The following is a 23,650-nucleotide window of genomic DNA, read 5'->3' as shown; positions in this document are numbered from 1 at the left end:
CGTAAAATTCATCGTTGATATCCGCAACCGATCCTGCCTAAATGACTTCCAGCAAAGGGCGCGGACATCACCTGAAAAGGTTCAGTCTTAACTGCCATACCGGCAGGGCGATGAGTTTGTATCTTTTGTCGCGGAGCAGTCTATCTCTCCGTTTTTTCAAGCACTTGAGCATATTTGCACCGCGGCCGTGGCTGGTCTCGGAACGGGTAGCTTTTGTGCGCTCGACGGCTGCACGTTTAAGGTGAAGCCGAAGGGGATGGGGAAACTACATTTGTGTTCCGGTTGGTTAGCGGGCGAACGAGGGCCGCCAGCCAGTACGGTTAGGAGACAACATGACGGAGGCCCCATGATGGCGGTTTCCGCCACGGGTTTCTGCGCCGCTCTCTTTTGGAGCTGGGACATCTGTATTGAGTGAACCGGCAAGCCTGCGGCTCATGAGGGGACGCCAGCCTGTCTAACGGGGAAAATTGATCGGGCGGCCGTTTTTACGATGACCGCCCGGTGAAATGAAATTGGAAGGCGGCATGATGCAGATGAATTCTATGGCAGCGGGTGCACTTGAGAACGGGGACAAGGCATCGGCATTTGGCTCTACTTCGCTTGAGGCGGCAGGAGAAAAGGGAGACATGAAACATGGCGTACTTTTTGAGCGCGTTAGCGCCCGTCTGAAGGCACAGGTCGGCCCGGACGTTTATGCAAGCTGGTTCCAGCGTCTGAAGCTTCATTCGGTTTCCAAGAGCGTCGTACGGCTTACCGTTCCGACGACCTTCCTGAAGTCCTGGATCAACAACCGCTATCTGGATCTGATCACCAGCCTGTTCCAGCAGGAAGATGCGGAAATCCTGAAAGTCGAAATTCTCGTGCGCACCGCAACGCGCGCTGGCGTCAAGCCTGCCGATGAAGTCGCTACCCAAGAGCCGTCCTCGCAGGTCACGCCGATCCGCCGTCCGGCATCGGCCCAGCCGGCCGGTCACGCCGTCCAGCAGGCCGTTTCCGCTGCAGCAGCGGCACGTCCGGCAACCTTCGGCCAGCCGCTGTTTGGCTCGCCGCTGGATTCCCGCTTCACCTTCGACACCTTCGTTGAAGGCAGCTCCAACCGCGTTGCATTGGCAGCCGCCAAGACCATCGCCGAAGCAGGCCAGGGCGCCGTGCGCTTCAATCCGCTCTTCGTTCATTCGACGGTCGGTCTCGGCAAGACGCATCTGCTGCAGGCGATTGCCAATGCCGCTGTCCAGAACCCCCGCGCCCTGCGCGTGGTCTATCTGACGGCCGAATATTTCATGTGGCGTTTCGCAACGGCGATCCGCGACAATGATGCGCTGACGCTGAAGGACTCGCTGCGCAACATCGACCTCCTGATCATCGACGACATGCAGTTCCTGCAGGGCAAGATGATCCAGCACGAGTTCTGCCACCTGCTCAACATGCTGCTCGACAGCGCCAAGCAGGTCGTGGTCGCTGCCGACCGCGCTCCGTGGGAGCTGGAATCGCTCGATCCGCGCGTCCGTTCGCGTCTGCAGGGCGGTGTGGCGATCGAGCTCGACGGCCCGGACTACGAGATGCGTCTCGAAATCCTCAAGCGCCGTCTGGCCGTGGCCCGCGTCGAAGATCCGTCATTGGAAATTCCGGCCGAGCTGATGTCGCATGTTGCCCGCAGCGTCACCGCCAGCGGCCGCGAGCTGGAAGGCGCCTTCAACCAGCTGATCTTCCGCCGCTCCTTCGAGCCGAACCTGTCGATCGAGCGCGTCGATGAGCTTCTCGCGCATCTGGTCGGCTCCGGCGAACCGCGCCGTGTTCGCATCGAGGACATCCAGCGCATCGTCGCGCGCCATTACAATGTCTCGCGCCAGGAACTGGTCTCGAACCGCCGCACGCGTGTCATCGTCAAGCCGCGCCAGATCGCCATGTATCTGTCCAAGACGCTGACGCCGCGCTCCTTCCCGGAGATCGGCCGCCGCTTCGGTGGACGTGACCACACGACCGTGCTTCACGCGGTTCGCAAGATCGAGGAACTGATCTCCGAAGACACCAAGCTGTCGCACGAGATCGAGCTGCTGAAGCGCCTGATCAACGAATAGTGCGCCTTTGAGCGCTGGAAATCTACGGCCGGGAGCAATCCCGGCCTTTTCTTTTTACGGGTCTTTTATCCTGTACATCTCCGGCAAAGACGGCTCAAAGTGAAGCGGTCGCTGCTTGGGAGGGAACAGGATGAGCTTCAGGAAAATCGCCGTTGTCGGTCTCGGCAAAGTCGGACGTCTCGCCGCAACGCTTCTGCATGAAGGCGGTTTCGAGGTCACCGGCGTCGATGCCCAGCTTCCGCTGTCGGATGTGCCCTTCACCTGCCGGACCGGTGACATCTCGAACGCCGCTGTCGCGGCCGAACTCCTCTCCGGCGTCGAGGCCGTCCTGTCCTGCCTGCCCTATCACCTGAACATCGCGCTTGCTCGCGCTGCGCATGCCGCCGGCGTCCACTATTTCGATCTCACCGAAGACGTGCCGACGACGAATTTCATCATCGAGCTTTCGAAGACCGCGCGCGGCCTCATGGCACCGCAATGCGGCCTGGCGCCGGGCTTCGTCGGCATTGTCGGTGCGAGCCTCGCGGATGGCTTCGACCGATGCCGTTCGATCCGCATGCGCGTCGGCGCCTTGCCGCAGCATCCGACCGGGCTTCTGGGCTATGCCTTCAACTGGTCGCCCGAAGGCGTGGTCAACGAATATCTGAACGATTGCGAGGTTATCGAGGGCGGTGTGCGCAAGCTCGTTTCGCCGATGGAGTGGCACGAGACGATCTATGTCGAAGGCGTCAAGCTTGAGGCCTTCACCACCTCCGGCGGGCTCGGAACCATGTGCGATACGCTGCTCGGCAAGGTCGAGAACCTCGACTACAAGACCATGCGCTATCCCGGCCACATGGAGCTGATGAATTTCTTCTTCCACGAACTATTGATGCGCGACCAGCGCAAGCTTGCCGGCCAGATCCTGACCGACGCCAAGCCGCCCGTCGATGACGACGTCGTCTACGTCCATGTCGCCGCCGAAGGCACCGAGCGAGGCAGCCTGCGCCGCAAGGAATTCGTCCGCGCCTATTATCCGATCGAGGTTGCCGGAGAGAGGCGGACGGCAATCGCCTGGACCACATCAGCCTCGGTCGTCGCCGTCATCGAGATGGTGCGCGACGGACTGTTGCCATCGACCGGTTTCCTGCACCAGGAACATATCCCGCTCGACACCTTCCTGCAGACCCCGACCGGTAGCCTGTTCAAGGCCAGAAGCGCCAGCAGGCATTAGGCGCAGGCGGAGATCGTATTTGAGCTACTGGTTGCGTCTTTCAGGCAGCGCACAGAGCTTGCCGCAGCTCGGTATGCCGGGCAGCATATAGCGAAGGCAGCAGACCTTTCGGCGCGCCACGCATTCGCCGTTCTCCTCCACGTGCCGGATACAGCCGGAGAGCGGATTGACGCCGCCATCGGGCAGGCAGCCGCGCACGAAAACCGGCAGGTCGACCTGGGCAAGGTCGGGGTCGTCCTTGTCTGCGGTCAGCCGCAGCGCATAGTCGATATAGACGGCCGCATTGTTCCAGCAGAGCTTGGCGGAAATGCCGTGCTTCACCAACTGGCCTACGGCCTTGAAGAGATGGGTTTCAAGAAGCGGATCGATAGCCTCGAAAGAGCCGCGGGCAGCGCCATCATCCCAACCGCTATGCGGCACGCCGAAGGCGCGCGGCAATCCGTCCTCGTTGAGTGCAATGGTCATCTCATCGAAAGCAACCGGCAGCCGCCGGCCTCCGGCGCGCCTCGCAATCAGATAGGCGATCGTCAGACCGGCAAAGTAGTAGAGCGTCCACATCGACACGGCAGCACGGCGGTCGGTTCCGCCCGAGATGGCGGCGTAGCGGTCGATTGCTTGTTCCAACGCTCCGCCGGTGAAGAAGCTGTTGAGAGACATCGCGCCTTCCAGGTTCGCCGACAGCATGAGCTTTTCGGCACACCACGCATGCTCGCCGGTAAACAGTGACGCAAGCCGTTCTGACGGGCGGTAGGTGCCTCTCAGGGCCTCTGTTGCTGCAATCACCGCCATGCGCTGACCACGCGGCAGGAGCGCGCCTCAGCGCGCCATACAGATGGAATGGCAGAACAACGGATCTTCATGGCACCGTTCGGCTTCAATGCAGGCAGTCATTGGTTGATAGCTGCACTATCAGCGAAAAGGAAGATAAAGGTGACTAAATAATTCACCTTTGATTTATGGACGTGCCTAACTCTGCGCCTCCGAGAGTAGCCAACGGCGGAACGCGGCCACGGCCGGGCGCTCCAAGGCGGCACCCGGATAGACGAGGTGGAAGGCAAGGCGGCTGGCGACGCCGATCGGGAAGGGTGCGATGACGGCGCCTTCCTTGAGCTCTGTGTCGACGAAGGAGCGTCGCATCAGCGCGAAGCCAAGACCGGCCTTCATCGCCTCATAGGCGCCATTGCCATGCATGAAGATCGGCCCGCGGGACGCGTCGACGCCGGCCGCGCCTGCGGCCTCCAGCCAGAGCTGCCAGTCATGGCGGTAGACGTCGTGGATCAGCGTGAAGGGCGCCAGCGCCGCGGGGGCGGGGCGATCACCGAGCTCTCCGGCAAGCTTCGGGATGCAGACCGGCACGAGCTCGTCATCGACAAGCCGTTCGCTGACCAGCCCCTCATAGCCACCGAGCCCATGACGGATCGCCAGATCGATCCCGTCGCGCTGGAAATCGAGGACGCGGTGTGAGGCGCTGATCCGCACATCGATCTCCGGGTGCAGTGTTTCGAAACGGCCAAGCCGGGGCACCAGCCAGTAGGTGGCAAAACCGGCGGTACAGGTGACGTTGAGGATTGCGCCGCGCGCCCGGGCGGTGATCGCCGCCGTCGCTTCGCGCACCAGCCGGAATGCCGCCCTCAGCGTGGTGAAGTAGTCGGCGCCCTCGACGGTCAGCGCCAGAGCGCGCGGCTTGCGGTCGAATAGCTGCACGCCAAGGGCGGCTTCCAGATCGCGGATCTGCAGACTGACGGCGCCGGGCGTCACGTTCAGCTCCCGGGCTGCCAGCGTCATGCTGAGGTGGCGGGCTGCGGCTTCGAAGGCCCGCAAGGCCGATAGCGAGGGTAGATAGTCGCTCATGATTTAGCTCAGCTAAAGTGTAAGGCGAAAAAGACTCGTTTGCGGCGATCCGTTTATCGAAATAATATCAGCATCAAATAGATCTGCAATGCACATTGCCTGCCGATCTCGGACGAGAATAAATCGAATGTAGCTGCATGCTACGTCTGCAGGAATCGGGTGGCCGCTACCGCCTCGCCGCTCTATGACGCTTGCATGCGATGGAGGATGACGATGCAGAAGCAGATGGGCTTGGCCGAATGGGGCATGATGCTGGTTCTCTCCCTGCTCTGGGGCGGCTCGTTCCTGTTCAACGGCATCCTGGTCAAGGCGTTGCCGCCTTTCACCATCGTCACCGGCCGCGTGCTGCTGGCCGCCATCGCGCTTAATCTGATTGTGCGGATGATGGGCCATGCCATGCCGCGCGACGGCAAGAGCTGGATCGCCTTCTTCGGTATGGGCGTGTTGAACAACATGATCCCCTTCTGCCTGATCGTCTGGGGCCAGACGCATATCGCCAGCGGGCTCGCCTCGATCCTCAATGCCACGACGCCGCTCTTCGCCGTCGTCGTTGCCCATTTCCTGACGGCGGACGAGAAGATGACGGCCAACCGGCTGATCGGTGTCGTCGTCGGCTTTGCCGGTGTCGCCTATATGATCGGCTTCGATGCACTGCATGATCTCGGCTCGAACGTGCTGGCGCAGCTCGCCGTCCTCGGTGCGGCGATTTCCTATTCCTTCGCCGGGATCTGGGGACGCCGCTTCCGCGCCATGGGCATGCCGCCGCTGTTGCCGGCTGCCGGCCAGGTCACGGCCTCCACCGTGCTGATGATCCCGATTGCCCTGATCGCCGACCGTCCGTGGACGCTGGCAATGCCTGGTGTGGAAACCTGGGTGGCGCTGTTCGGCCTCGCCATCCTCTCGACGGCGATCGCCTACATTCTGTTCTTCCGGATCCTGGCGACGGCCGGTGCGACCAATCTGATGCTTGTCACCTTCCTGATCCCGGTCAGCGCCATCCTGCTCGGCGCGCTGATACTGGGAGAACAGCTGCAGACAAAGCATCTGATCGGCATGGCGATGATTGCCATCGGTCTCGCGGCGATCGACGGCCGGTTGCTGGCGCTCGGCCGCAAGCGCGCGGCCTGATGATTAGCAGGCGAGATCGGCGACGACGGAATCGAGGATCAGCATCCCCGACGGCGTGCAGCGAAGCCGCGAATTGCCGAGCCGCTCGATGAAGCCGTGTTCCAGCAGGAACTCCTCGCGCGCCGGATCCGGATCGCGTCCCGAGAGTTGCTGCCAGCGGGCGAGATCGACGCCTTCCTTCAGCCGCAGGCCCATCAGCAGCAATTCATCCGATTGCTCTTCGTAGCCGAGCCGTTCCTCTTCAAGAACGCCGTGTCCGTCACGCTCGACCATCTCCAGCCAGGATTCCGGCTTGCGCTCGGTTGCCGTGGCGAGCTTCTCCGAGCCGCGGGTCAGGCGGCCATGGGCGCCTGGGCCGATACCCGCGTAGTCGCCATAGCGCCAATAGGTCAGGTTATGGCGGCTCTCGGCGCCGGGGCGGGCGTGATTGGACACCTCGTAAGCAGGCATGCCTTCGCGCTCGGTAATCTCCTGCGTTGCCTCGTAGAGCACGGCCGATTGCTCGCCGTCAGGCACGATGAGCTTGCCGGCCTTGTGCAGGCCGTAGAAAGGCGTGCCTTCCTCGATCGTCAGCTGATAGAGCGACAGGTGATCGACGGCATAGGAGATGGCCTCCTTGAGCTCGCGTTCCCATTCGTTCACCGTCTGGTTGGGCCGGGCGTAGATGAGGTCGAACGACATGCGCGGGAAGATATCGCGCGCCAGCTTGATCGCCTTCAGCGCGTCCTCGACATTGTGCAGGCGGCCAAGGAATTTCAGGTCGCGATCGTTCAGCGCCTGAACGCCGAGCGAGACGCGATTGACGCCGGCAACGCGATAGCCGCGGAACCGCTCTGCCTCGACGCTCGAAGGATTGGCCTCGATGGTGATCTCGATGCCCGAAGGCACGTGCCATTCCCGGGCAATGCCGTTCAGCACCGCGTCCACCGTCTCCGGCTTCATCAGCGAGGGTGTGCCGCCGCCGAGGAAGATGCTGGTCACCGTCTTCGGTCCGCTCAACTGGCGGATCGCGGCCATCTCCTTCAGGAAGGCGGCAACATAGCGCTCCTGATCGACGGGCTGGTGGCGCACATGGCTGTTGAAATCGCAATAGGGGCATTTCGCGGCGCAGAAGGGCCAGTGCACGTAGACGCCGAAACCGGGCTCCCCGGTATCCGGCAGAAGCTTGGCATCACGCAGCGAAGTCAGGTTGTTCAGATCGTCCACGAGCCGACCTTACGCTTCCAGGCAGGTTTCGACAAAGATTTTGAAGGCGCGCGCACGATGCGACAGCGCCTGCTCATCCCCAGGCTTCCAGCCATGCTTTTGTTCGGCGCTCATCTCGCCGAAGGTGGTGTCATAGCCCTGCGGCTGGAACACCGGATCGTAGCCGAAACCCTGCGTGCCGCGCGGCGGCCAGACGACGGTGCCTTCGACCTCGCCGCGGAAAAGCTCTGTATGTCCGTCCGGCCATGCAAGGCAGAGAACGCTGACGAAGCGGGCTGTGCGCTGCTCGGGCTTTGCCGCACCGGCTGTCTCGAGCGCCGTCTCGACCTTCTGCATCGCCATCGCGAAATCGCGGGTGCCATCGGCGGTCTCGGCCCAATTGGCCGTATAGACGCCGGGATCGCCGCCGAGCGCATCGATAACCAGACCGGAATCATCAGACAGCGCCGGCATGTTGGCAGCGTTGGCCGAGGCGAGTGCCTTGATTTTCGCGTTCTCTTCGAAGGTCGTGCCGGTCTCGTCAGGCTCGACGAAATTGAGCTCGGCCGCTGATTTGGCTGTGAAGCCCAGCGGGCCGATCAGGTCCTGGATTTCGCGGATCTTGCCGGCATTGTGGCTGGCGACGATGATGGTCTTGGTGTCGAGCTTGCGCATTCTGTTTCCTATTCGATACCCCAGATACGGGCTTCGGCGCATTCCAGGCTGTTGCCTTCCGGATCGCGAAAGTAGATCGAGCGGCCGCCATTCGGCCAGTGAACTTCGGATTCGATGGCGATGCCGGCCTCCGTCAGCCTGGCGGCCATCGCATCGATATTTCCGGCCGAAACGCGGAAGCAGGCGTGGCCCGCTCCCTTGGTGCCATGCGGCGGAACCTGAAGCGCGCCCGGCGCCGGTGGCTTCACCGTCTCGTCCGGGTTGAAGATCAGCAACACCCCAGGACCGCACCGAAAGAAGACATGCCGGTTAGCAGCCCGCGTGATCTTGGAAAGACCGAGAACGCCTTCATAGAAGGCTTCGGCTCTGTCCAGCTCCTTCGCGTAAAGCGCCGTTTCCAGCATGCCCTCCAGCATGTCGTTCACCCGGCGATGGCCTGCTTCTGCAGTTCCACAAGTTCGGCGATGCCGTTCTTTGCGAGGCCCATCAGCGATGCGAATTCGGCTTCGCTGAACGGCGTGCCCTCGGCCGTGCCCTGAATTTCGACGATACCTCCGGCACCGGTCATGACGAAGTTCGCATCGGTCTCGGCTGAGGAATCCTCGATATAGTCGAGGTCGATGACCGGCTGGCTGGCGAAGATACCGCAGGAGATGGCCGCGACGTGATCCTTGAGAACACGATCGACCTTGATCATGTTGCGGCTTTCCATCCACTTCAGGCAGTCGTAAAGCGCGATCCAGCCACCGGTGATCGAGGCCGTGCGCGTGCCGCCGTCGGCCTGGATGACGTCGCAGTCGATGGTGATCTGGCGCTCGCCGAGCGCGGTGAGATCGACGACGGCGCGCAGCGAGCGGCCGATCAGGCGCTGGATTTCCTGCGTGCGGCCGCCCTGCTTGCCGGTCGCCGCTTCACGCTTCATGCGCTCGCCCGTGGCGCGCGGCAGCATACCGTATTCGGATGTGACCCAGCCCTTGCCGGTGTTGCGCAGCCACGGCGGCGTCTTTTCTTCAAGGCTTGCCGTGCACAGCACATGCGTATCGCCGAATTTCACGAGACAGGAGCCTTCGGCATGCTTGGAAAAGTTGCGCTCGAAGCTGACCTTGCGCATCTGGTCGGTTTTTCTGCCTGACGGCCGCATTCTCTGTCTCCTGATGCATGAGGCCGTTAGGCCGCGGGTGGCGGCACGGCATGATCATGCGTTGTTTCGTGATGCTGCCCCGCTTCTACGATTGGCTGCGGTCATTTGCAAATTCCCTTTTGCCACGCGGGTGAGATTGATTATATTTTGCAGATTGTCATCAGCGTGGGTGTTTCAGAATTCATGGGCTTCAGATCTACGTCGGTTTCGGATGCCGTTGCTGCGCTGGATGAACGCTCGAAGGAAATCTTCCGCCGTATCGTCGAAGGCTATCTGGAAAACGGTGAGCCGCTCGGCTCGCGCAATCTTTCCCGTATTCTTCCGATGTCCCTGTCCCCGGCCTCGGTGCGCAATGTGATGAGCGATCTGGAAGAGCTGGGGCTCATCTATTCGCCGCATATCAGCGCAGGGCGTCTGCCGACCCAGGTCGGGCTCCGGTTCTTCGTGGATGCTTTCATGCAGGTCGGCGATCTCTCGGCCGAAGAGCGCGCCAGTATCGACCGGCAGGTGCGCGCAGAAAGCCGCGACAATCCGGTGGAATCGATGATGAACGAGGCAAGCCGGATGCTGTCGGGGATCTCCCGCGGCGCCGGCCTGGTGATCACATCGAAAAACGATCCGGTGCTGAAACATGTCGAGTTCATCCGGCTGGAACCGACGAAGGCACTCGCGGTTCTCGTCGGCGAACATGATCAGGTCGAAAACCGGATCATCGAGCTTCCGGCGGGCGTGACGTCGTCGCAGCTGACTGAGGCCGCCAACTTTCTCAACGCCCACATGACCGGTCAGACGTTGCCGGAATTGCGCAAGCAGCTCGACCGGCTGAAAACGGATGTGCGCCACGAGCTCGATGCCTTGTCGCGTGACCTCGTGGAGCGCGGCATTGCCGTCTGGTCCGGCAGCCCGGATGAAGGCAAACCGGCGCAATTGATCATCCGCGGCCGTGCCAACCTGCTCCAGGGTCTCGACAGCGCCGGCGATCTCGACCGCCTGCGCATGCTGTTCGATGACCTGGAGAAGAAGGACAGCCTGATCGAGCTGCTGAACCTCGCGGAAAGCGGTCCGGGCGTCCGCATTTTCATCGGTTCCGAAAACAAGCTCTTCTCGCTATCCGGCTCTTCGCTGATCGTCGCGCCCTATCGCGACGACGACGACCGGATCGTCGGTGCCGTCGGCGTCATCGGTCCGACCCGGCTGAATTACTCCCGTATCGTGCCGATGGTCGATTATACCGCCCAGCTGATTTCCCGCCTGTCGCGCGGGTCGCTCTGAAAAAGCCGGAATTTCCGGTTCTTTGTCACGCAGACTTGATTTTTTGCGGTCAAAGCTCGATATCGGGCGCATCCCGAAAGAACCCTTTACCCGGAGACCGTCATGACTGACGAAACGACGAAAAACGGACCTGAGGCTGTTGCGGCTGACGCTGCTGCGGACGCAGCCGCAAACGTCGAGAATGAAGCGGCCGCTGAGGCATTGTCCCAGCCGGATCCGTTGGAACTCGTGAAGGCAGAAAATGCCGAGCTGCGCGACCGCTATCTGCGCCTCGCCGCAGAGATGGACAACCTGCGCCGCCGCACCGAGCGTGAAGTGAAGGACGCGAAGTCCTATTCCGTTGCCGGTTTCGCGCGTGACATGCTTGCCGTATCCGACAACCTGCGCCGCGCGCTCGATGCCATTCCGGCCGAAGCCAAGGCTGCGGGCGAGGCTGGCCTGACGACCCTGATCGAAGGTGTCGAGATGACCGAGCGCTCCATGCTCTCGACGCTCGAGCGCCATGGCGTTCGCCAGCTCGATCCTGTCGGCCAGAAGTTCGACCCGAACTTCCATCAGGCGATGTTCGAAGTGCCGAACACGGAAGTTCCGAACAACACTGTCGTCCAGGTGGTGCAGGCCGGCTTCACCATCGGCGAGCGCGTTCTGCGCCCGGCCATGGTCGGCGTGGCCAAGGGCGGCCCGAAGCCCGAGGCAGAGGCTGCCAATTCCTATCTGGATCAGAAGGACGCATGACGAAAAAAGGGCCGCAAAAGCGGCCCTTTTCTTTTGTGCTGGCAGCGCCTTCAGATGCGGGCGAAACGCTCGATCAGCAGATCGAAGAAACCATCGGCATCGACAAAGCGCATCACCTTGGCATTGCGTTTGCGGTCGGTCACATGCCACCAGTCGACGACCGTCATGCCGACGGTCAGTTCCGACTTAACCTCGATCTCGACATTGCATTCCCGGCCCTTGAAGAGCTCTGGCTTCAGGAGGTAGGCAACAACGGTCGGGTCGTGCAACGGGCCGCCGTCGGAACCGTATTTCTCGATATCGAAGCGCTCGAAGAACTCCAGCATCTCGACCATCGCCTGCGCCGGCGCGGTGCCGAGGTCGGCCATGCGCTTGACGCGGTCCTTGCGGGTCAAAAGCTGGTGCGTCACGTCGAGCGGCATCATCACCACGGGCACGCCGGAGCGGAACACGATGTCGGCCGCTTCGGGATCGACATAAATGTTGAATTCGGCGGCCGGCGTGATGTTGCCACCCTCGAAGAAGCCTCCGCCCATCATGACAAGCTCGCGGACGCGCGCAACGATGTCAGGCGCCTTCTGGAAGGCGAGGCCGATATTGGTGAGAGGGCCGAGCGTGCAGAGCGTCACGCTGCCTTCAGGCTCTCGGCGCAGCGTCTCGATGATGAAATCGACGGAATGCTGTGCCTGCAGCGGCATGGTCGGCTCGGGCAGCGTCGGGCCGTCGAGGCCGGTCTTGCCGTGGACATGTTCGGCGGTGACGAGTTTACGGGCGGTCGGCTTGTCGGCGCCGGCAAAGACCTTGATGTCGGTGCGCTGGCAGAGCTCGCAGATGATGCGCGCATTGCGGCTGGTGTAAGATAGCGGCACGTTGCCGGCGACCGTGGTGATGCCGAGAATTTCGAGCTCTTCGGGGCTGCCGAAGGCGAGCATGATCGCTGCAGCATCGTCCTGGCCCGGATCGGTATCGATGATGATCTTTCTGGGGTTTGCCATATACGTCGTCCCTCCTCAGGTGCACGTCGTTCTGGCAGGCACCATTTGTTTATGATTGCGTCGCAAATCGGCGCAGCCCTTACGGGTGACGATTTGATGCGAGCCCGCATGCGCTTTGTCAAGCAAGGACGAAGGCACCGTTTACCCTAAAATTTCCCAGTCCTGTCGCGAGGTCCGCAAAACCTTGCGCGGCTGCCCGCCAATTCCCATATTAGCAACAGCCGGATGCTAGTTTAGGTCCGGAAAGGTCGCTTGCATCAAGGACTTGAAACATGAGCCGTATCACTCCCTTCGCCAGCCCGCTGCTTCTGGGCTTCGACGCCATGGAAAAGACGCTGGAGCGTATTTCCAAGGCAAGCGATGGCTATCCCCCCTATAATATCGAGCGCATCGCCGCCGGTCATGATCAGCCCGAGCGTCTTCGAATCACGCTTGCCGTTGCCGGTTTCGGCGAGGATGAGCTCGATGTGACGACGGAAGAAAACCAGCTTTTGATCCGCGGCCGGCAGGTCGAGCAGGCCGAGCGCGAGTATCTCTACCGCGGTATTGCAGCCCGCCAGTTTCAACGTACTTTCGTGCTTGCCGATGGCATGCAAGTGCTTGGCGCAGGGCTAAAAAACGGTTTGCTTTCAGTCGATCTTATTCGGCCGGAGCCTGCCCGCATGGTCAAGAAAATTAACATTTCGGTCCCACAGTAGGACAACGGTTCGAGTTGAGCCGTTAGTCCCTTCTCTTGGAGGTACAGGAATGTTGATGAAAGAAGCGAATTCTCACCTGACCAAATCCGAACTTGCCGGTATCGGCAATGGAGAGGTCGCCTACGTCCGCAAAATGCGTAACGAAGAAGTATCGAAGTGCTTCCCCGAAGCGCCCGATATCGACCCTGGCGTCGATCTATGGGCCCTGTTCGGCGCGGACGGCACGCCGATCCTCTTGACCGACAACCGCTCCAGCACCTTTTTCAAGGCTGCTGAAGACGAACTGAAGACGGTAAGCCTGCACTAATCTGCAGGCTTATATTTTCTTGAAAGTCAGATAGGCGGAAGAGCGGCCTTCACGCCGCGCCTTGGCTTCGTAGCGGGTGCTTGGCCAGCCCTCATAGGGCGTCAGCCAGTCGGTGGCATTGCTTGCCAGCCAGTCGAAGCCGCCGTGGTCGCGGCATTTCAGCAGCGTCCAGTTCACATAAGTATCGATATCCGAAGCGAAGCAGAACAGTCCGCCGGGCTTCAGCACGCGATGGAACCGCGCGAGGTTCGTCTGCGAGACGAAGCGGCGTTTCCAATGCTTCCGCTTGGGCCAGGGATCGGGATAGAGCAGATCGATCTGGTCAAGGCAGCCATCGGGCAGCCAGTCGAGCAGCTGCGTCGCATCGTCGTTATAGACGCGGACGTTCCTGGCGCCCTTCGCCTCCACACTGGAAAGCAGCTTCTGCATAGAATTGATGAAGGGTTCGACGCCGATAAAGCCGGTCGAGGGTATTTCGGTCGCGCGGTGGATCAGATGCTCGCCGCCGCCGAAGCCGATTTCCAGGCGGAGTTTCTCCACTGGCACCGGAAAGAGGCTTTTCAGCGGCTCGGGATGAGCCGCTGAAAGATCGATGAGGAAAGCCGGGAGCAGGGTACTCAGCTTTTCCGCCTGTTGTCCGCGGAGGGCCTTTCCTTTGCGACGGCCGAAGAAGGCTTCGGTCGCGCGCTCGCGGCGTTCCATATCCGTCATGCTGCAGCCTTGACCTTGATCGCTTCCTTCAGGCCCTTCACCAGATCGGTGCGCTCCCAGGAGAACGAGCCGTCACGGCCAGCCTTGCGGCCGAAATGGCCGTAAGCGGAGGTCTTGGCATAGATCGGCTTGTTGAGGTCGAGGTGACGGCGGATACCCGTCGGCGACAGGTCCATGTTCTTGCGGATCGCCGCTTCGACCTGGTCTTCCGTTACGCCCTTGCCGGTCTGGTGCAGGTCGACATAGATCGACAGCGGCTGGGCAACGCCGATGGCGTAGGAAAGCTGGATCGTGCAGCTGTCTGCGAGACCGGCGGCAACGACGTTCTTGGCGAGGTAGCGGGCGGCGTAGGCGGCCGAACGGTCGACCTTCGTCGTGTCCTTGCCGGAGAATGCGCCGCCGCCATGCGGGGCTGCGCCGCCGTAGGTATCGACGATGATCTTGCGGCCGGTGAGGCCGGCGTCACCATCCGGACCGCCGATGACGAACTTGCCGGTGGGGTTGATGTACCACTTGCAATCGCTGGCGATCGGCAACTCGCCGAGAGCTTCGCGGATGTAGGGCTCGACGACGGCACGAACCTTCTTCGAATCCCAGCTCTCGTCGAGATGCTGGGTGGAGAGAACGATCGATGCGACTTCCGACGGCTTGCCGTTGACGTAGCGCACGGTCACCTGGCTCTTGGCATCGGGGCCGAGCTTGGCAACTTCGCCGTCGCCCTTCTTGCGGGCAGTGGCCAGCAGCTGCAGGATCTTGTGCGAATAGTAGATTGGCGCCGGCATGAGATCCGGGGTTTCCTTGCAGGCGTAACCGAACATGATGCCCTGGTCGCCGGCACCTTCGTCGCCCTGCTGATCAGCCGCGCTGTCAACGCCCTGGGCGATGTCGGCGGACTGCGAGTGCAGGAGAACGTCGATCTTTGCGGTCTTCCAGTGGAAGCCGTCCTGCTCGTAGCCGATGTCCTTGATGGCGCGGCGGGCAGCAGCCTTGAACTTCGACGGGTTGATGACGTCCTTGCCGTCCTTGTCCTTCTTCATCAGGCTCGGCGGCAGGCGAACCTCACCGGCGATGATGACGCGGTTTGTGGTTGCCAGGGTCTCGCAGGCAATGCGCACGCCCCATGGGTTTACGCCGGTTTTCGCCGCTTCGCGGTAAACCAGATCCACGATTTCGTCGGAGATACGGTCACACACCTTGTCCGGGTGACCTTCGGCAACAGACTCACTGGTGAAGAGGTAATTAGCGCGCATTCCGGGATTCCCCTCAAAGAATAAGTTCGACGAATTGGTACTCAGTTCAGGCTCGAAAAACAAGCGCAGAAGGACATAAATATATCTTTATATCTGCGGTGAAATGACAAATTTTGCCTTAAAAACGTAAAAAAGGCGGCCTTTCGACCGCCTTTTCTAATTTGCCAGCTTTGGGGATCGCTTAGTCGGCGTCCGCTTCTGCAGCTAGCGCCTTCACCAGTTCGACGACCTTCCGGCGAACCTTAGGATCGGAAATCTTGACGAATGCGCGGTTGAGCTGGAGGCCCTCCGACGACGAAAGGAAGTCGACGACGTAGTTCGAACTGGAAGCTTCCGCCAGACCGCTCATTCCGCCGCCATGCTCGCCTGGCGCGTCTTCGAAGAAAAAGGAAACAGGAACGTTCAGGATGCTCGAAATATTCTGCAGGCGGCTGGCGCCGACGCGGTTCGTGCCCTTTTCGTACTTCTGAATCTGCTGGAATGTAATGCCCAGGCTTTCGCCAAGTTTTTCCTGGCTCATGCCAAGCATAGTACGGCGAAGACGAATGCGACTGCCAACATGGATGTCGATCGGGTTCGGCTTCTTCTTGTTCTCAATCATGGTTGTGCCCTAACAAAAGATATTTCAACGAGTGAAACCGGCATCCCCTGAACCCATCCGTAACGCCACGTTGCAAGAGGCATTAACCCACTCTCAAGCATACGTTAACAACGCCGATCTGAACTACTATGCAATTTTAGGGGTTTTTGGTCAATTCTGCTTGAAAATAAAACCCATGCGAGAAATCAGCGCAATCATAAACAGCAACGTTTCAGTCAACCAAAAGTAGGCTTGATGTGGATAGCGCGCTGTGGAATCGACCTGTTCGCCATCAAGAGTTGCGTCTATGAAACCGCTCTCATTGAGCCCAAGCCCGGCAATAATCTCTCCGCGTGAATTCACCAGCGCTGAAATGCCGCTATTGGCGTCGCGAATCAGCGGTAATCCTGTCTCAACTGCGCGGATTCGCGCCTGCTGAAAGTGCTGATAAGGCCCGGGCGTAGACCCAAACCATGCATCATTAGTAATATTGAGAATGGCGTTTGCCTGATTGATCCCGGCCATTTCGCCGGGAAAGATGATTTCATAACAGATCAGCGGATATAGTGCGAGGCCACCCGGCAGGTTCAGCATTTCGCGGCTTGCGGCTGCGGTAAAGCCTCCCGGCATCTCGACGATATTCTGAATGCCGAAATTATCCAGAATGTTCTCGAACGGCACATATTCGCCGAAGGGCACCAGATGAACCTTGTCAGATGCCGCGATGATCTGGCCGCGTCCATCGATGACATAGATCGAGTTATAATAGCGCGGCGCATTCCCGGGACCGGTCTCCTCGACACGGACAGCGCCCGCAATCAGGATCTGATTGTCGTCAAGCGTATCGGCGATCCTCGTCAAGGCATCCTGGTTGTCGGTCAGGATGAAAGGGATAGAGGTTTCCGGCCAGACGATGATATCGGGCTTCTTGGCGCCATTCTTCGGGGCTTCAGCGGAGAGCTTCAGATGCTGTTCGAAAATCGCCGAGCGATCGGCATCGCTGTCGAGCTTGGCCGCCTGGTCGATCATCGGTTGCACCAGGCGGACGACAGGCAGCGTGGCCCCAGACGCCGGCGTTGGCCTCGGTAGATAGTAGAGGATGTAGCCGCCGTAACCGATATGCGCGGCAAACAGCAGGGCAGCGGCAAAGACACCCGTCCTGGCGCCCTGGCGGGTGCCAAGCAGCGCCGGTGCTGCAAAGACGAAGACGGAAAGCGCCGTGACGCCCATGACACCAAGCACCTGGGCCGATTGCATCATCAGCGGCACCGGCATCATGCCGTAACCGATGGCATTCCACGGAAAGCCGGTGAACGCGACGCTGCGAAGCCATTCGAACAGACCGAAGCTCGCCGCCAGCGCTGCGATACGGCCGAAACCCTCAGACCAGAAGATCCGGGCAGCGGCAGCGGCCAGGCCGTAGAAGATCGCCAGCACGGCGGGCAGCCCGAGAATGGCAAGCGGCAGCGCCCAGGCGAAGGCATCGGAATCGATCAGCAGCGCATGCCCGAGCCACCAGAGCCCCGCGACGAAATAGCCGAAGCCGAAAAGCCAGCCGGTGACGAAGGCCGGCCAGAGCCGGCCGATGAAGCTGGCCTCCGGCGAGGCGGCCGCGCCATCGATCAGCCACACGAGCAGCGTGAAGGAGATGAACATCGCCGCAAAGAAGCCGATTGGGGGCAGGGCGATGACGCCGATGGCGCCCGCAAGGATTGCCAGCAACGCCCGTTTGAAACCCCAGAGCAGGATAACCCTATCCGCAAGCCGCTCCATGCACAGTCCCCATCAAGCCGCGAATCAACCCGGCTCGCAGTCTTTCAAAAAAGCAGCTGTTTGTCGTGCCTTACGGGCGCTCAGTTTGCCGCAGGGGATTCTGCGGGTCTGTCGTCGCCCTGTTCGGAGCCGCCTGCGCCGTCTCCGTCTCTCACGCGACGGCGGATCGCCTGGCGCTTGCGGGTGATGCGGACGCGCTTGATGCGCCGCGGATCGGCATCGAGGATGTGGAATTCGAAATCCGGCAGCGCCTGAACCACTTCGCCGCGGACCGGGATGCGGCCGAGTGCGGAGAAGATCAGGCCACCCAGCGTATCCACTTCGTCCACCTGCTCTGCAATGTCGAAATCCGGGCCGATCGCCGCGGCGATCTCTTCCAGCTCGACGCGGGCATCGGCAACGAACATGTCCTCGGAGACGCGCTTGAACATCACCTCGTCATCGTCATGCTCGTCGTCGATATCGCCGACAACCATTTCAACAATGTCTTCATGCGATGCCAGGCCGTCCGTTCCGCCATACTCGTCGATCACGAGCGCCATCTGCGTGCGGTTGACCTGCATGCGGCGCAAAAGGTCCGACGCCAGCATCGACGGTGGGACGAACAGGATCTTGCGGATGATGCCTGCCTCGGCCAGCGTCTTCTGCAGATCGACCCGTGCCAGATCGAAATTCGGCTTGGATGAGCGGCTGACCTTCTGGAGGTTTTCGGGCGCGATCTCGACGACCGGTTCGGCGGCTTTTGCCTTGATGCCGGTCCGGCGCTTGTTGCGCGCCTGCTTGGCGACATAGGAGAGAAGGTCGCGGATATGCACCATGCCGCGAGGATCATCGAGCGTGTCTGCGTAGACAGGCATGCGCGAGCGGCCGGACTCTTCGAACAGGATCATCAGCTCGCCGATGGTGATCGTCTGATCAACGGCCTCGATATCGGCGCGCGGCACCATCACGTCGGCAACACGAACTTCGCGGAAGCGCAGGATATTGTGCAGCATCGCCCGCTCGTCGGGCGAAAAGGCGTCATCGCCGGTATCGCTGGTCATCAGCGCGTCGGCGAGGTCCTCGCGCAGGCGCGAGCCTTGCTGTGGCCGGAGGATGCGGGCTGCGCGTGCCCAAAAAGATCGCCCGGCGTTTCTACTACTTCCACCCTCGTCGGAGGAGGAAGATTGATCGGCATCCTTGCTGTCTGCCGTGGTCTTTGCTGAAAAGTCGCTCATGGTTCCAATTTAAGGTCTTGACCTTCGTAGGGGTCAGATAGGCCGAGATCTGCCAAAATACGAGTCTCCAACCCCTCCATAATTTCGGCTTCTGCATCATTCATATGGTCGTAGCCGAACAGATGCAAGAAACCATGCACCATCAAATGGGTCAGATGGTCTTCGAAAGGCTTCTCAAGCTCTTCCGCCTCGCGCGCCACGGTCTCCCTGGCGATGATGATGTCGCCGAGCATCGGCCCCGGAATCTTGCCCGGCGTGATCGGGTAGGCAGGGAAGGACAGGACGTTGGTCGCCTTGTCCTTCTGGCGCCATTCGGCATTGATCGCCCGGATCGACTCGTCGTCGGTGAAGACCAGCGAAACCTCGGTGGCCATCTTGGGAAACTTCTGCTTGGCGTTGGCCTTGAGATAGTCCGCAGCCTTTTCCAGCACGCGGTCCGTCAAAGGCTGCAACTCGTCCTCGGAAGGCCAGCCGCCTTCTTCCACGCTGATCTGAATGTCGAGTAAGGCCATAAGTCCTATTTGATCGCGTCTTCTTCGCGCGCTGTGTAGGTGGCGTCATAAGCCCTGACGATGCGGCCGACAAGCGGATGACGAACGACATCGGCATCCTTGAAGCGGACGATCGAGATGCCCTCGACTTCGGTGAGCAGGTGAAGGGCTTCGACAAGGCCGGATTTCACGCCGCGCGGCAAGTCGATCTGGCTCGGGTCGCCGGTGATCATCATTCGCGAATTCTCGCCGAGACGAGTCAGGAACATCTTCATCTGCATCGATGTCGTGTTCTGCGCTTCGTCAAGGATGATTGCCGCGTTCGAAAGTGTCCGTCCGCGCATGAAGGCGAGCGGTGCGATTTCGATCACGCCCGCCGTAATCGCGCGTTCGACCTTGTCGCCCGGGATCATGTCGTAGAGCGCATCGTAAAGCGGGCGGAGATAGGGATCGACCTTTTCCTTCAGATCGCCGGGCAGGAAGCCGAGGCGCTCGCCGGCTTCGACGGCCGGACGGGTCAGGATGATCTTCTCGACTGCACCGCGCTCCAGCAGCTGGGCGGCCTGGGCAACGGCGAGGTAGGTCTTGCCGGTACCGGCAGGGCCGACGCCGAAGACCAGCTCGTTGCGCTCCAGCGCCCGCATATAGGCGTCCTGCGTCGGCGTCCGGGCAATGATGGTCTTCTTGCGCGTTGAAATCTGAGCCATGGTCAATTTGGCTTTCTTCTCCATCGTCGGCAGGCTCAATTGGTCGTCGGCCGCAACGGCCATGCGAATGGCACCCTCGACGTCGGATCGTTCCACGCTGCCGCCTTTCTGAAGTTTTTCATAGAGATAATCGAGCGTACGCCGCGCCTGATTGGTGGTTACCACGTCGCCGGTGATGACGACGGAATTACCGCGGGCGCGCGCATCGATGTGGAGCCGCTCTTCGAGGAGCTTCAGGTTCTGATCGAACTGACCAAAAAGTTCGCTGGCGAACCGGTTGTTCTCGAACGTCAGGACAAAGTGATTGGCGTCGCTCGCAATGCGTGGGTGGCGCGGTGAAGAAGAAACCAATTCTTGTCCGTTCAAGCGGTCGAGCTCCTTTGTTGAACCTCAGCCCTCTGCAAATTCGGCAAACAGGCTGTTCGTTCCAGTTCCGGTGATTCGCACTTTAATAATGTCACCGATTTGCGATGCCTTTGCATCAACATTCACTGACTGAAGCCAGGGAGAACGCCCAATAAGCTGTCCTTCCATGCGACCGGGCTTTTCCAGCAACAGATCGATCGTTTTCCCGATGCAGGATTCGGCAAATTCCTGCTGCTGCTTCAGGAGAAGCGCCTGCAGGCGTTCGAGCCTTTCTGCCTTGACCTCTTCGGGCACTTGATCCTTCAAGTCCGCGCCGGGCGTGCCCGGCCGTGTCGAATATTTGAAGGAGAAAGCCTGCGCGTAACGCACGTCCTCCACGAGCTTGAGTGTATCCTCAAAATCGCGATCTGTCTCCCCCGGGAAGCCGACGATGAAATCGCCCGATAGGGCTATGTCGGGGCGGGCGGCGCGGATGCGCTCGATCAGCGCCAGATATTCGGCAGCGGTATGACGGCGGTTCATCGCCTTCAGAATACGGTCCGATCCCGCCTGCACCGGCAGATGCAGATAGGGCATCAGCGCCCTGAGGTCGCGATGCGCGGCGATCAGCCGGTCGTCCATGTCGCGTGGATGGCTGGTGGTGTAGCGCAGCCGCGCGAGGCCGGGAATTTCAGCAAGCCGGTAGAGCAGGTCGCCGAGCGTCCACTCTTCGCCGTTCGCACCGGTACCATGCCAGGCATTGACGTTCTGGCCGAGCAGCGTGATTTCGCGCACGCCGGCTGCCACAAGCTGTCTTGCTTCATCGACGATCTGCGAAACCGGGCGCGACACTTCCGAGCCGCGCGTATAGGGCACGACACAGAACGTACAGAACTTGTCGCAGCCTTCCTGCACGGTCAGGAAAGCCGTGACGCCACGTGAGCGAATCTTCTTCGCCTCGGCAATCGGCAGATGCTCGAATTTGTCCTCGAGCGCATATTCGGTATCAACGATCCGCTGGCCTTCCTTGGCCTTGCGCAGCGCTTCCGGCAGGCGGTGATAGGTCTGCGGGCCGATAACGACATCGACGGCGGGCGCCCGCCGCAGAATTTCCTCGCCTTCGGCCTGGGCAACGCAACCGGCAACGCCGATCATCATCTCTTTGCCCTTGGCAGCCTTCTTCTTCTTCATTTCGCGCAGGCGGCCGAGGGCGGAATAAACCTTCTCCGCCGCCTTCTCGCGGATATGACAGGTGTTGAGCAGGACGAGGTCGGCCTCCTCCATATCTTCGGTCGGCTCGTAGCCGTCGCGCGCCAGGGCGTCGCTCATCCGCGTCGAGTCATAGACGTTCATCTGACAGCCGTAGGTCTTGATGAAGACCTTGCGGCTGTTGCTGCCATCACGGAGGCTCTCGCTCGGGAGTTCCGGGGCCTGAAGAAGGGCGCTGTCTTGGGTCATGGCGGGCTATTTAGTGGTTTTTTGCCCGCTAGAAAATCGAAATCTTGCGTCAGCTGATCTCGCGTCCGCGCAGGCTGCTGTTCAGCATGGCGCGGATGCGCCGCGCGATGGTCGAACTTACGTCCTTGCGGTTCGAATCTGCGCGGTAGTCGACGGGTTCGCCGAAGCGAACCTCGACATCGATGGCGCCGTTTTTCACGACGTCCATGAAATGCGGCATCAGCTCCACGTCGCCGGGCCAACCAGCGAGCGGCCGATGATAGCGGCCGAGTGCGACGCCGTGCGCCTTGGTATAGGCGATTGCTACAGGCTGAACGAAGACCGAACCGTTGGGCGAATGCGGAACCGCCATGGCGGCCGCGCCAAACAGCGACGATTTCACTTCCAGCAGGCGGTTGCCATCGGATGTCGTGCCCTCGGGAAACAGCACGACGATCTCGCCATCGGCCATGCGTCCGGCAATCTCGTTGGCCTGGTTGCCGGTGTTGCGCTTTTCCTCGCGGACGATGAAGACGCTCTTCTGCAGCCGGGAAAGCTGCCCGAAGACCGGCCAGCTGCGCACCTCGGATTTGGCGATGAAGGCAACGTCGGCGACTGACGACATCACCATGATATCCATCCAGGATGCATGGTTGGCGCAGAGCATCAGCGGCCGGCGCCGTTCCAGGCTGCCGTGAACGTGGACCCGGATGCCGAGCGCATGGCAGGCAAACCTGTGCCAGACGCGGGGAAGGGTGCGGCGCAGCTTCCAGTCAAAGTAGAGCGCGAGCAGCTGGAACGGCATCAGCAGCAGGCTCGCCAGCGCCACGACGATTGCGGCATAGACAATGCGCAGCCAGACCATCAGCGGGCACTCCCTGCGGCTGCGGTCATAGGATCAGCGTTCGTCTTTCTTCAGCGGTATGCCGTAGAGTTCCAGCCTGTGATCGACGAGCTTGAAGCCATGCTCGCGGGCGATGCGTTCCTGCAGCGCCTCGATCTCCGGCGAGCGGAACTCAATGACGACGCCATTCTTCAGGTCGATCAGGTGATCGTGATGCTCTTCCGGTACCGTCTCGTAGCGCGAGCGGCCGTCGCGAAAATCGTGGCGGGCGATGATGCCTGCATCTTCGAACAGTTTGACGGTGCGGTAGACGGTCGAGATCGAGATTTTCGCATCGACCTTCACGGAGCGGCGATAGAGTTCCTCGACATCGGGATGGTCTTCCGATTCCTCGAGAATGCGTGCAATCACGCGACGCTGCTCGGTCATCCGCATGCCGCGTTCGGCGCAAAGCTCCTCAAGGGTCTTGGCTACGTCGGTCATTGGCGGCCTTCACAAGAGATTCCAGTTCCAAGAGGGAACTAGCGAAGAACGCGCTTCATGACAAGCGCCGTGGAAACCGCACCCTTGTCGTCCTTGTAATAGCCCCGGCGTTCGCCAACCTGCTCGAAGCCAAGCTTGCGGTAAAGACCGAGTGCCGGCACGTTGCCCGCATCAACTTCCAGGAACAGGCTTTCGCCACCCCGCGCATGCGCTTCACGCATCGCCGCCTGCATCAGCCGCCAGCCGAGGCCAGAGCGCGCGGCCTTCGTCTGCACCGCGACCGTCAGGATTTCCGCCTCGCCTGCCACCTGCCGGGCAAGAACGAAACCGGGCAGAGGCTTCTTGAGGAAAGCGTTGGTCTGGCGCGCGACGAAACCGAAGACATTGTCCTGGCTGAGCAGGCTGTGAAACTCGCCGTCGCCCCAGGGGCGGGCAAATCGTTCGCCGTGGAGCACCGCAACCCCATGGCAGTCGTCGCTGTCCATCGCGACAATCTCGAATTCCGGCTTAAGCGACAGATAGGCTTCCAGCATC

At 60.8% G+C, this 23,650-nt stretch carries 25 protein-coding genes; 7 read left to right on the top strand and 18 right to left on the bottom strand.

Translation table 11 applies throughout. The annotated features are described in order from the left end of the window. Positions 1–527 precede the first annotated feature (527 nt). On the top strand, positions 528–2,078 hold the full coding sequence (gene dnaA, locus AC1DV9_RS08265) for a chromosomal replication initiator protein DnaA (RefSeq protein ID WP_112385388.1): 1,551 nt from the start codon (positions 528–530) through the stop codon (positions 2,076–2,078). Positions 2,079–2,208: 130 nt separating this feature from the next. Beyond that, positions 2,209–3,291 (top strand): saccharopine dehydrogenase family protein, encoded by a 1,083-nt coding sequence (locus AC1DV9_RS08260; RefSeq protein ID WP_477947177.1) that lies wholly within the window; start codon positions 2,209–2,211, stop codon positions 3,289–3,291. A 24-nt stretch (positions 3,292–3,315) separates the two neighbouring features. Here AC1DV9_RS08260 and fhuF read toward each other — a convergent pair whose 3' ends face one another. Beyond that, positions 3,316–4,080 (bottom strand): siderophore-iron reductase FhuF, encoded by a 765-nt coding sequence (fhuF, locus tag AC1DV9_RS08255; RefSeq protein WP_477947175.1) that lies wholly within the window; start codon positions 4,078–4,080, stop codon positions 3,316–3,318. A gap of 177 nt (positions 4,081–4,257) precedes the next feature. Next, a complete protein-coding gene (gcvA, locus tag AC1DV9_RS08250; protein ID WP_477947173.1) occupies positions 4,258–5,142 on the bottom strand; it encodes a transcriptional regulator GcvA in 885 nt (294 codons plus the stop codon). A gap of 207 nt (positions 5,143–5,349) precedes the next feature. On the opposite strand from gcvA, the gene AC1DV9_RS08245 reads away from it, so the two are divergent. Beyond that, entirely contained in the window at positions 5,350–6,270 is a 921-nt protein-coding gene (locus AC1DV9_RS08245; protein ID WP_477947171.1) for a DMT family transporter, read from the top strand. Between the two features lie 3 nt (positions 6,271–6,273). Here the strand turns inward: AC1DV9_RS08245 and hemW are convergent, their stop codons facing one another. From hemW to rph, 4 genes are read right to left on the bottom strand one after another with little or no spacing between them, the layout of a single operon-like run. Then, positions 6,274–7,476: a radical SAM family heme chaperone HemW gene (hemW, locus tag AC1DV9_RS08240; RefSeq protein ID WP_477947169.1), complete on the bottom strand. Its 1,203-nt coding sequence runs from the start codon at positions 7,474–7,476 to the stop codon at positions 6,274–6,276. 9 nt (positions 7,477–7,485) lie between these two features. Further along, complete coding sequence (gene rdgB, locus AC1DV9_RS08235) at positions 7,486–8,130, bottom strand: RdgB/HAM1 family non-canonical purine NTP pyrophosphatase (RefSeq protein ID WP_477947167.1); 645 nt, start codon at positions 8,128–8,130, stop codon at positions 7,486–7,488. An 8-nt stretch (positions 8,131–8,138) separates the two neighbouring features. Next, the gene (locus tag AC1DV9_RS08230; protein WP_477947165.1) at positions 8,139–8,555 is read right to left on the bottom strand and encodes a VOC family protein; all 417 of its coding nucleotides are present in this window, start codon (positions 8,553–8,555) and stop codon (positions 8,139–8,141) included. Beyond that, complete coding sequence (rph, locus tag AC1DV9_RS08225) at positions 8,552–9,271, bottom strand: ribonuclease PH (RefSeq protein WP_310293323.1); 720 nt, start codon at positions 9,269–9,271, stop codon at positions 8,552–8,554. The genes AC1DV9_RS08230 and rph overlap by 4 nt, the downstream gene beginning before the upstream one ends. A 183-nt stretch (positions 9,272–9,454) precedes the next feature. Between rph and hrcA the strand changes: the two genes are divergently transcribed. Continuing rightward, positions 9,455–10,543 carry a heat-inducible transcriptional repressor HrcA gene (gene hrcA / locus AC1DV9_RS08220; protein WP_477947163.1) on the top strand — a complete coding sequence of 363 codons (1,089 nt, stop codon included), beginning with the start codon at positions 9,455–9,457 and terminating at the stop codon, positions 10,541–10,543. 102 nt (positions 10,544–10,645) lie between these two features. After that, on the top strand, positions 10,646–11,278 hold the full coding sequence (grpE, locus tag AC1DV9_RS08215; RefSeq protein WP_112514113.1) for a nucleotide exchange factor GrpE: 633 nt from the start codon (positions 10,646–10,648) through the stop codon (positions 11,276–11,278). A gap of 50 nt (positions 11,279–11,328) precedes the next feature. Here the strand turns inward: grpE and AC1DV9_RS08210 are convergent, their stop codons facing one another. Further along, the gene (locus AC1DV9_RS08210) at positions 11,329–12,273 is read right to left on the bottom strand and encodes a nucleoside hydrolase (RefSeq protein ID WP_477947161.1); all 945 of its coding nucleotides are present in this window, start codon (positions 12,271–12,273) and stop codon (positions 11,329–11,331) included. 272 nt (positions 12,274–12,545) lie between these two features. Between AC1DV9_RS08210 and AC1DV9_RS08205 the strand changes: the two genes are divergently transcribed. Then, positions 12,546–12,971, top strand: a complete 426-nt coding sequence (locus AC1DV9_RS08205; protein WP_477947160.1) for an Hsp20 family protein — start codon at positions 12,546–12,548, stop codon at positions 12,969–12,971. A 49-nt stretch (positions 12,972–13,020) separates the two neighbouring features. Further along, entirely contained in the window at positions 13,021–13,278 is a 258-nt protein-coding gene (locus AC1DV9_RS08200) for a BQ00720 family protein (protein WP_112385238.1), read from the top strand. 9 nt (positions 13,279–13,287) lie between these two features. Here AC1DV9_RS08200 and trmB read toward each other — a convergent pair whose 3' ends face one another. The 11 genes from trmB to AC1DV9_RS08145 form a co-directional block, all read right to left on the bottom strand. Further along, entirely contained in the window at positions 13,288–13,989 is a 702-nt protein-coding gene (gene trmB / locus AC1DV9_RS08195; RefSeq protein WP_477947158.1) for a tRNA (guanine(46)-N(7))-methyltransferase TrmB, read from the bottom strand. Further along, positions 13,986–15,239 (bottom strand): methionine adenosyltransferase, encoded by a 1,254-nt coding sequence (gene metK / locus AC1DV9_RS08190; protein WP_112514110.1) that lies wholly within the window; start codon positions 15,237–15,239, stop codon positions 13,986–13,988. The genes trmB and metK overlap by 4 nt, the downstream gene beginning before the upstream one ends. Positions 15,240–15,420: 181 nt before the next feature. Next, positions 15,421–15,840 carry a helix-turn-helix domain-containing protein gene (locus AC1DV9_RS08185; RefSeq protein ID WP_112385241.1) on the bottom strand — a complete coding sequence of 140 codons (420 nt, stop codon included), beginning with the start codon at positions 15,838–15,840 and terminating at the stop codon, positions 15,421–15,423. Between the two features lie 150 nt (positions 15,841–15,990). After that, positions 15,991–17,592: an apolipoprotein N-acyltransferase gene (gene lnt, locus AC1DV9_RS08180; protein ID WP_477947156.1), complete on the bottom strand. Its 1,602-nt coding sequence runs from the start codon at positions 17,590–17,592 to the stop codon at positions 15,991–15,993. An 80-nt stretch (positions 17,593–17,672) separates the two neighbouring features. Next, positions 17,673–18,809, bottom strand: coding sequence for a hemolysin family protein (locus AC1DV9_RS08175; protein ID WP_477947154.1), 1,137 nt, complete (start codon positions 18,807–18,809; stop codon positions 17,673–17,675). Continuing rightward, positions 18,806–19,321, bottom strand: a complete 516-nt coding sequence (gene ybeY, locus AC1DV9_RS08170) for an rRNA maturation RNase YbeY (protein ID WP_477947153.1) — start codon at positions 19,319–19,321, stop codon at positions 18,806–18,808. Before ybeY ends, AC1DV9_RS08175 begins: the two co-directional genes overlap by 4 nt. A gap of 5 nt (positions 19,322–19,326) precedes the next feature. Continuing rightward, positions 19,327–20,373 carry a PhoH family protein gene (locus AC1DV9_RS08165; protein WP_112385245.1) on the bottom strand — a complete coding sequence of 349 codons (1,047 nt, stop codon included), beginning with the start codon at positions 20,371–20,373 and terminating at the stop codon, positions 19,327–19,329. 24 nt (positions 20,374–20,397) lie between these two features. Continuing rightward, the gene (gene miaB / locus AC1DV9_RS08160; RefSeq protein ID WP_477947152.1) at positions 20,398–21,810 is read right to left on the bottom strand and encodes a tRNA (N6-isopentenyl adenosine(37)-C2)-methylthiotransferase MiaB; all 1,413 of its coding nucleotides are present in this window, start codon (positions 21,808–21,810) and stop codon (positions 20,398–20,400) included. A gap of 49 nt (positions 21,811–21,859) precedes the next feature. Then, positions 21,860–22,657 (bottom strand): lyso-ornithine lipid O-acyltransferase, encoded by a 798-nt coding sequence (gene olsA, locus AC1DV9_RS08155; protein WP_477947511.1) that lies wholly within the window; start codon positions 22,655–22,657, stop codon positions 21,860–21,862. A gap of 30 nt (positions 22,658–22,687) precedes the next feature. Beyond that, entirely contained in the window at positions 22,688–23,116 is a 429-nt protein-coding gene (locus tag AC1DV9_RS08150) for a Fur family transcriptional regulator (protein WP_112385248.1), read from the bottom strand. Positions 23,117–23,154: 38 nt separating this feature from the next. Beyond that, positions 23,155–23,649: a GNAT family N-acetyltransferase gene (locus AC1DV9_RS08145; RefSeq protein ID WP_112385391.1), complete on the bottom strand. Its 495-nt coding sequence runs from the start codon at positions 23,647–23,649 to the stop codon at positions 23,155–23,157. Between the last annotated feature and the right edge of the window lies 1 nt (position 23,650).

Source organism: Rhizobium sp. 01L410 (assembly GCF_056400165.1).
Note: the sequence above shows the minus strand (reverse complement) of the source record. Positions and strands in the feature narration are given on the sequence as shown.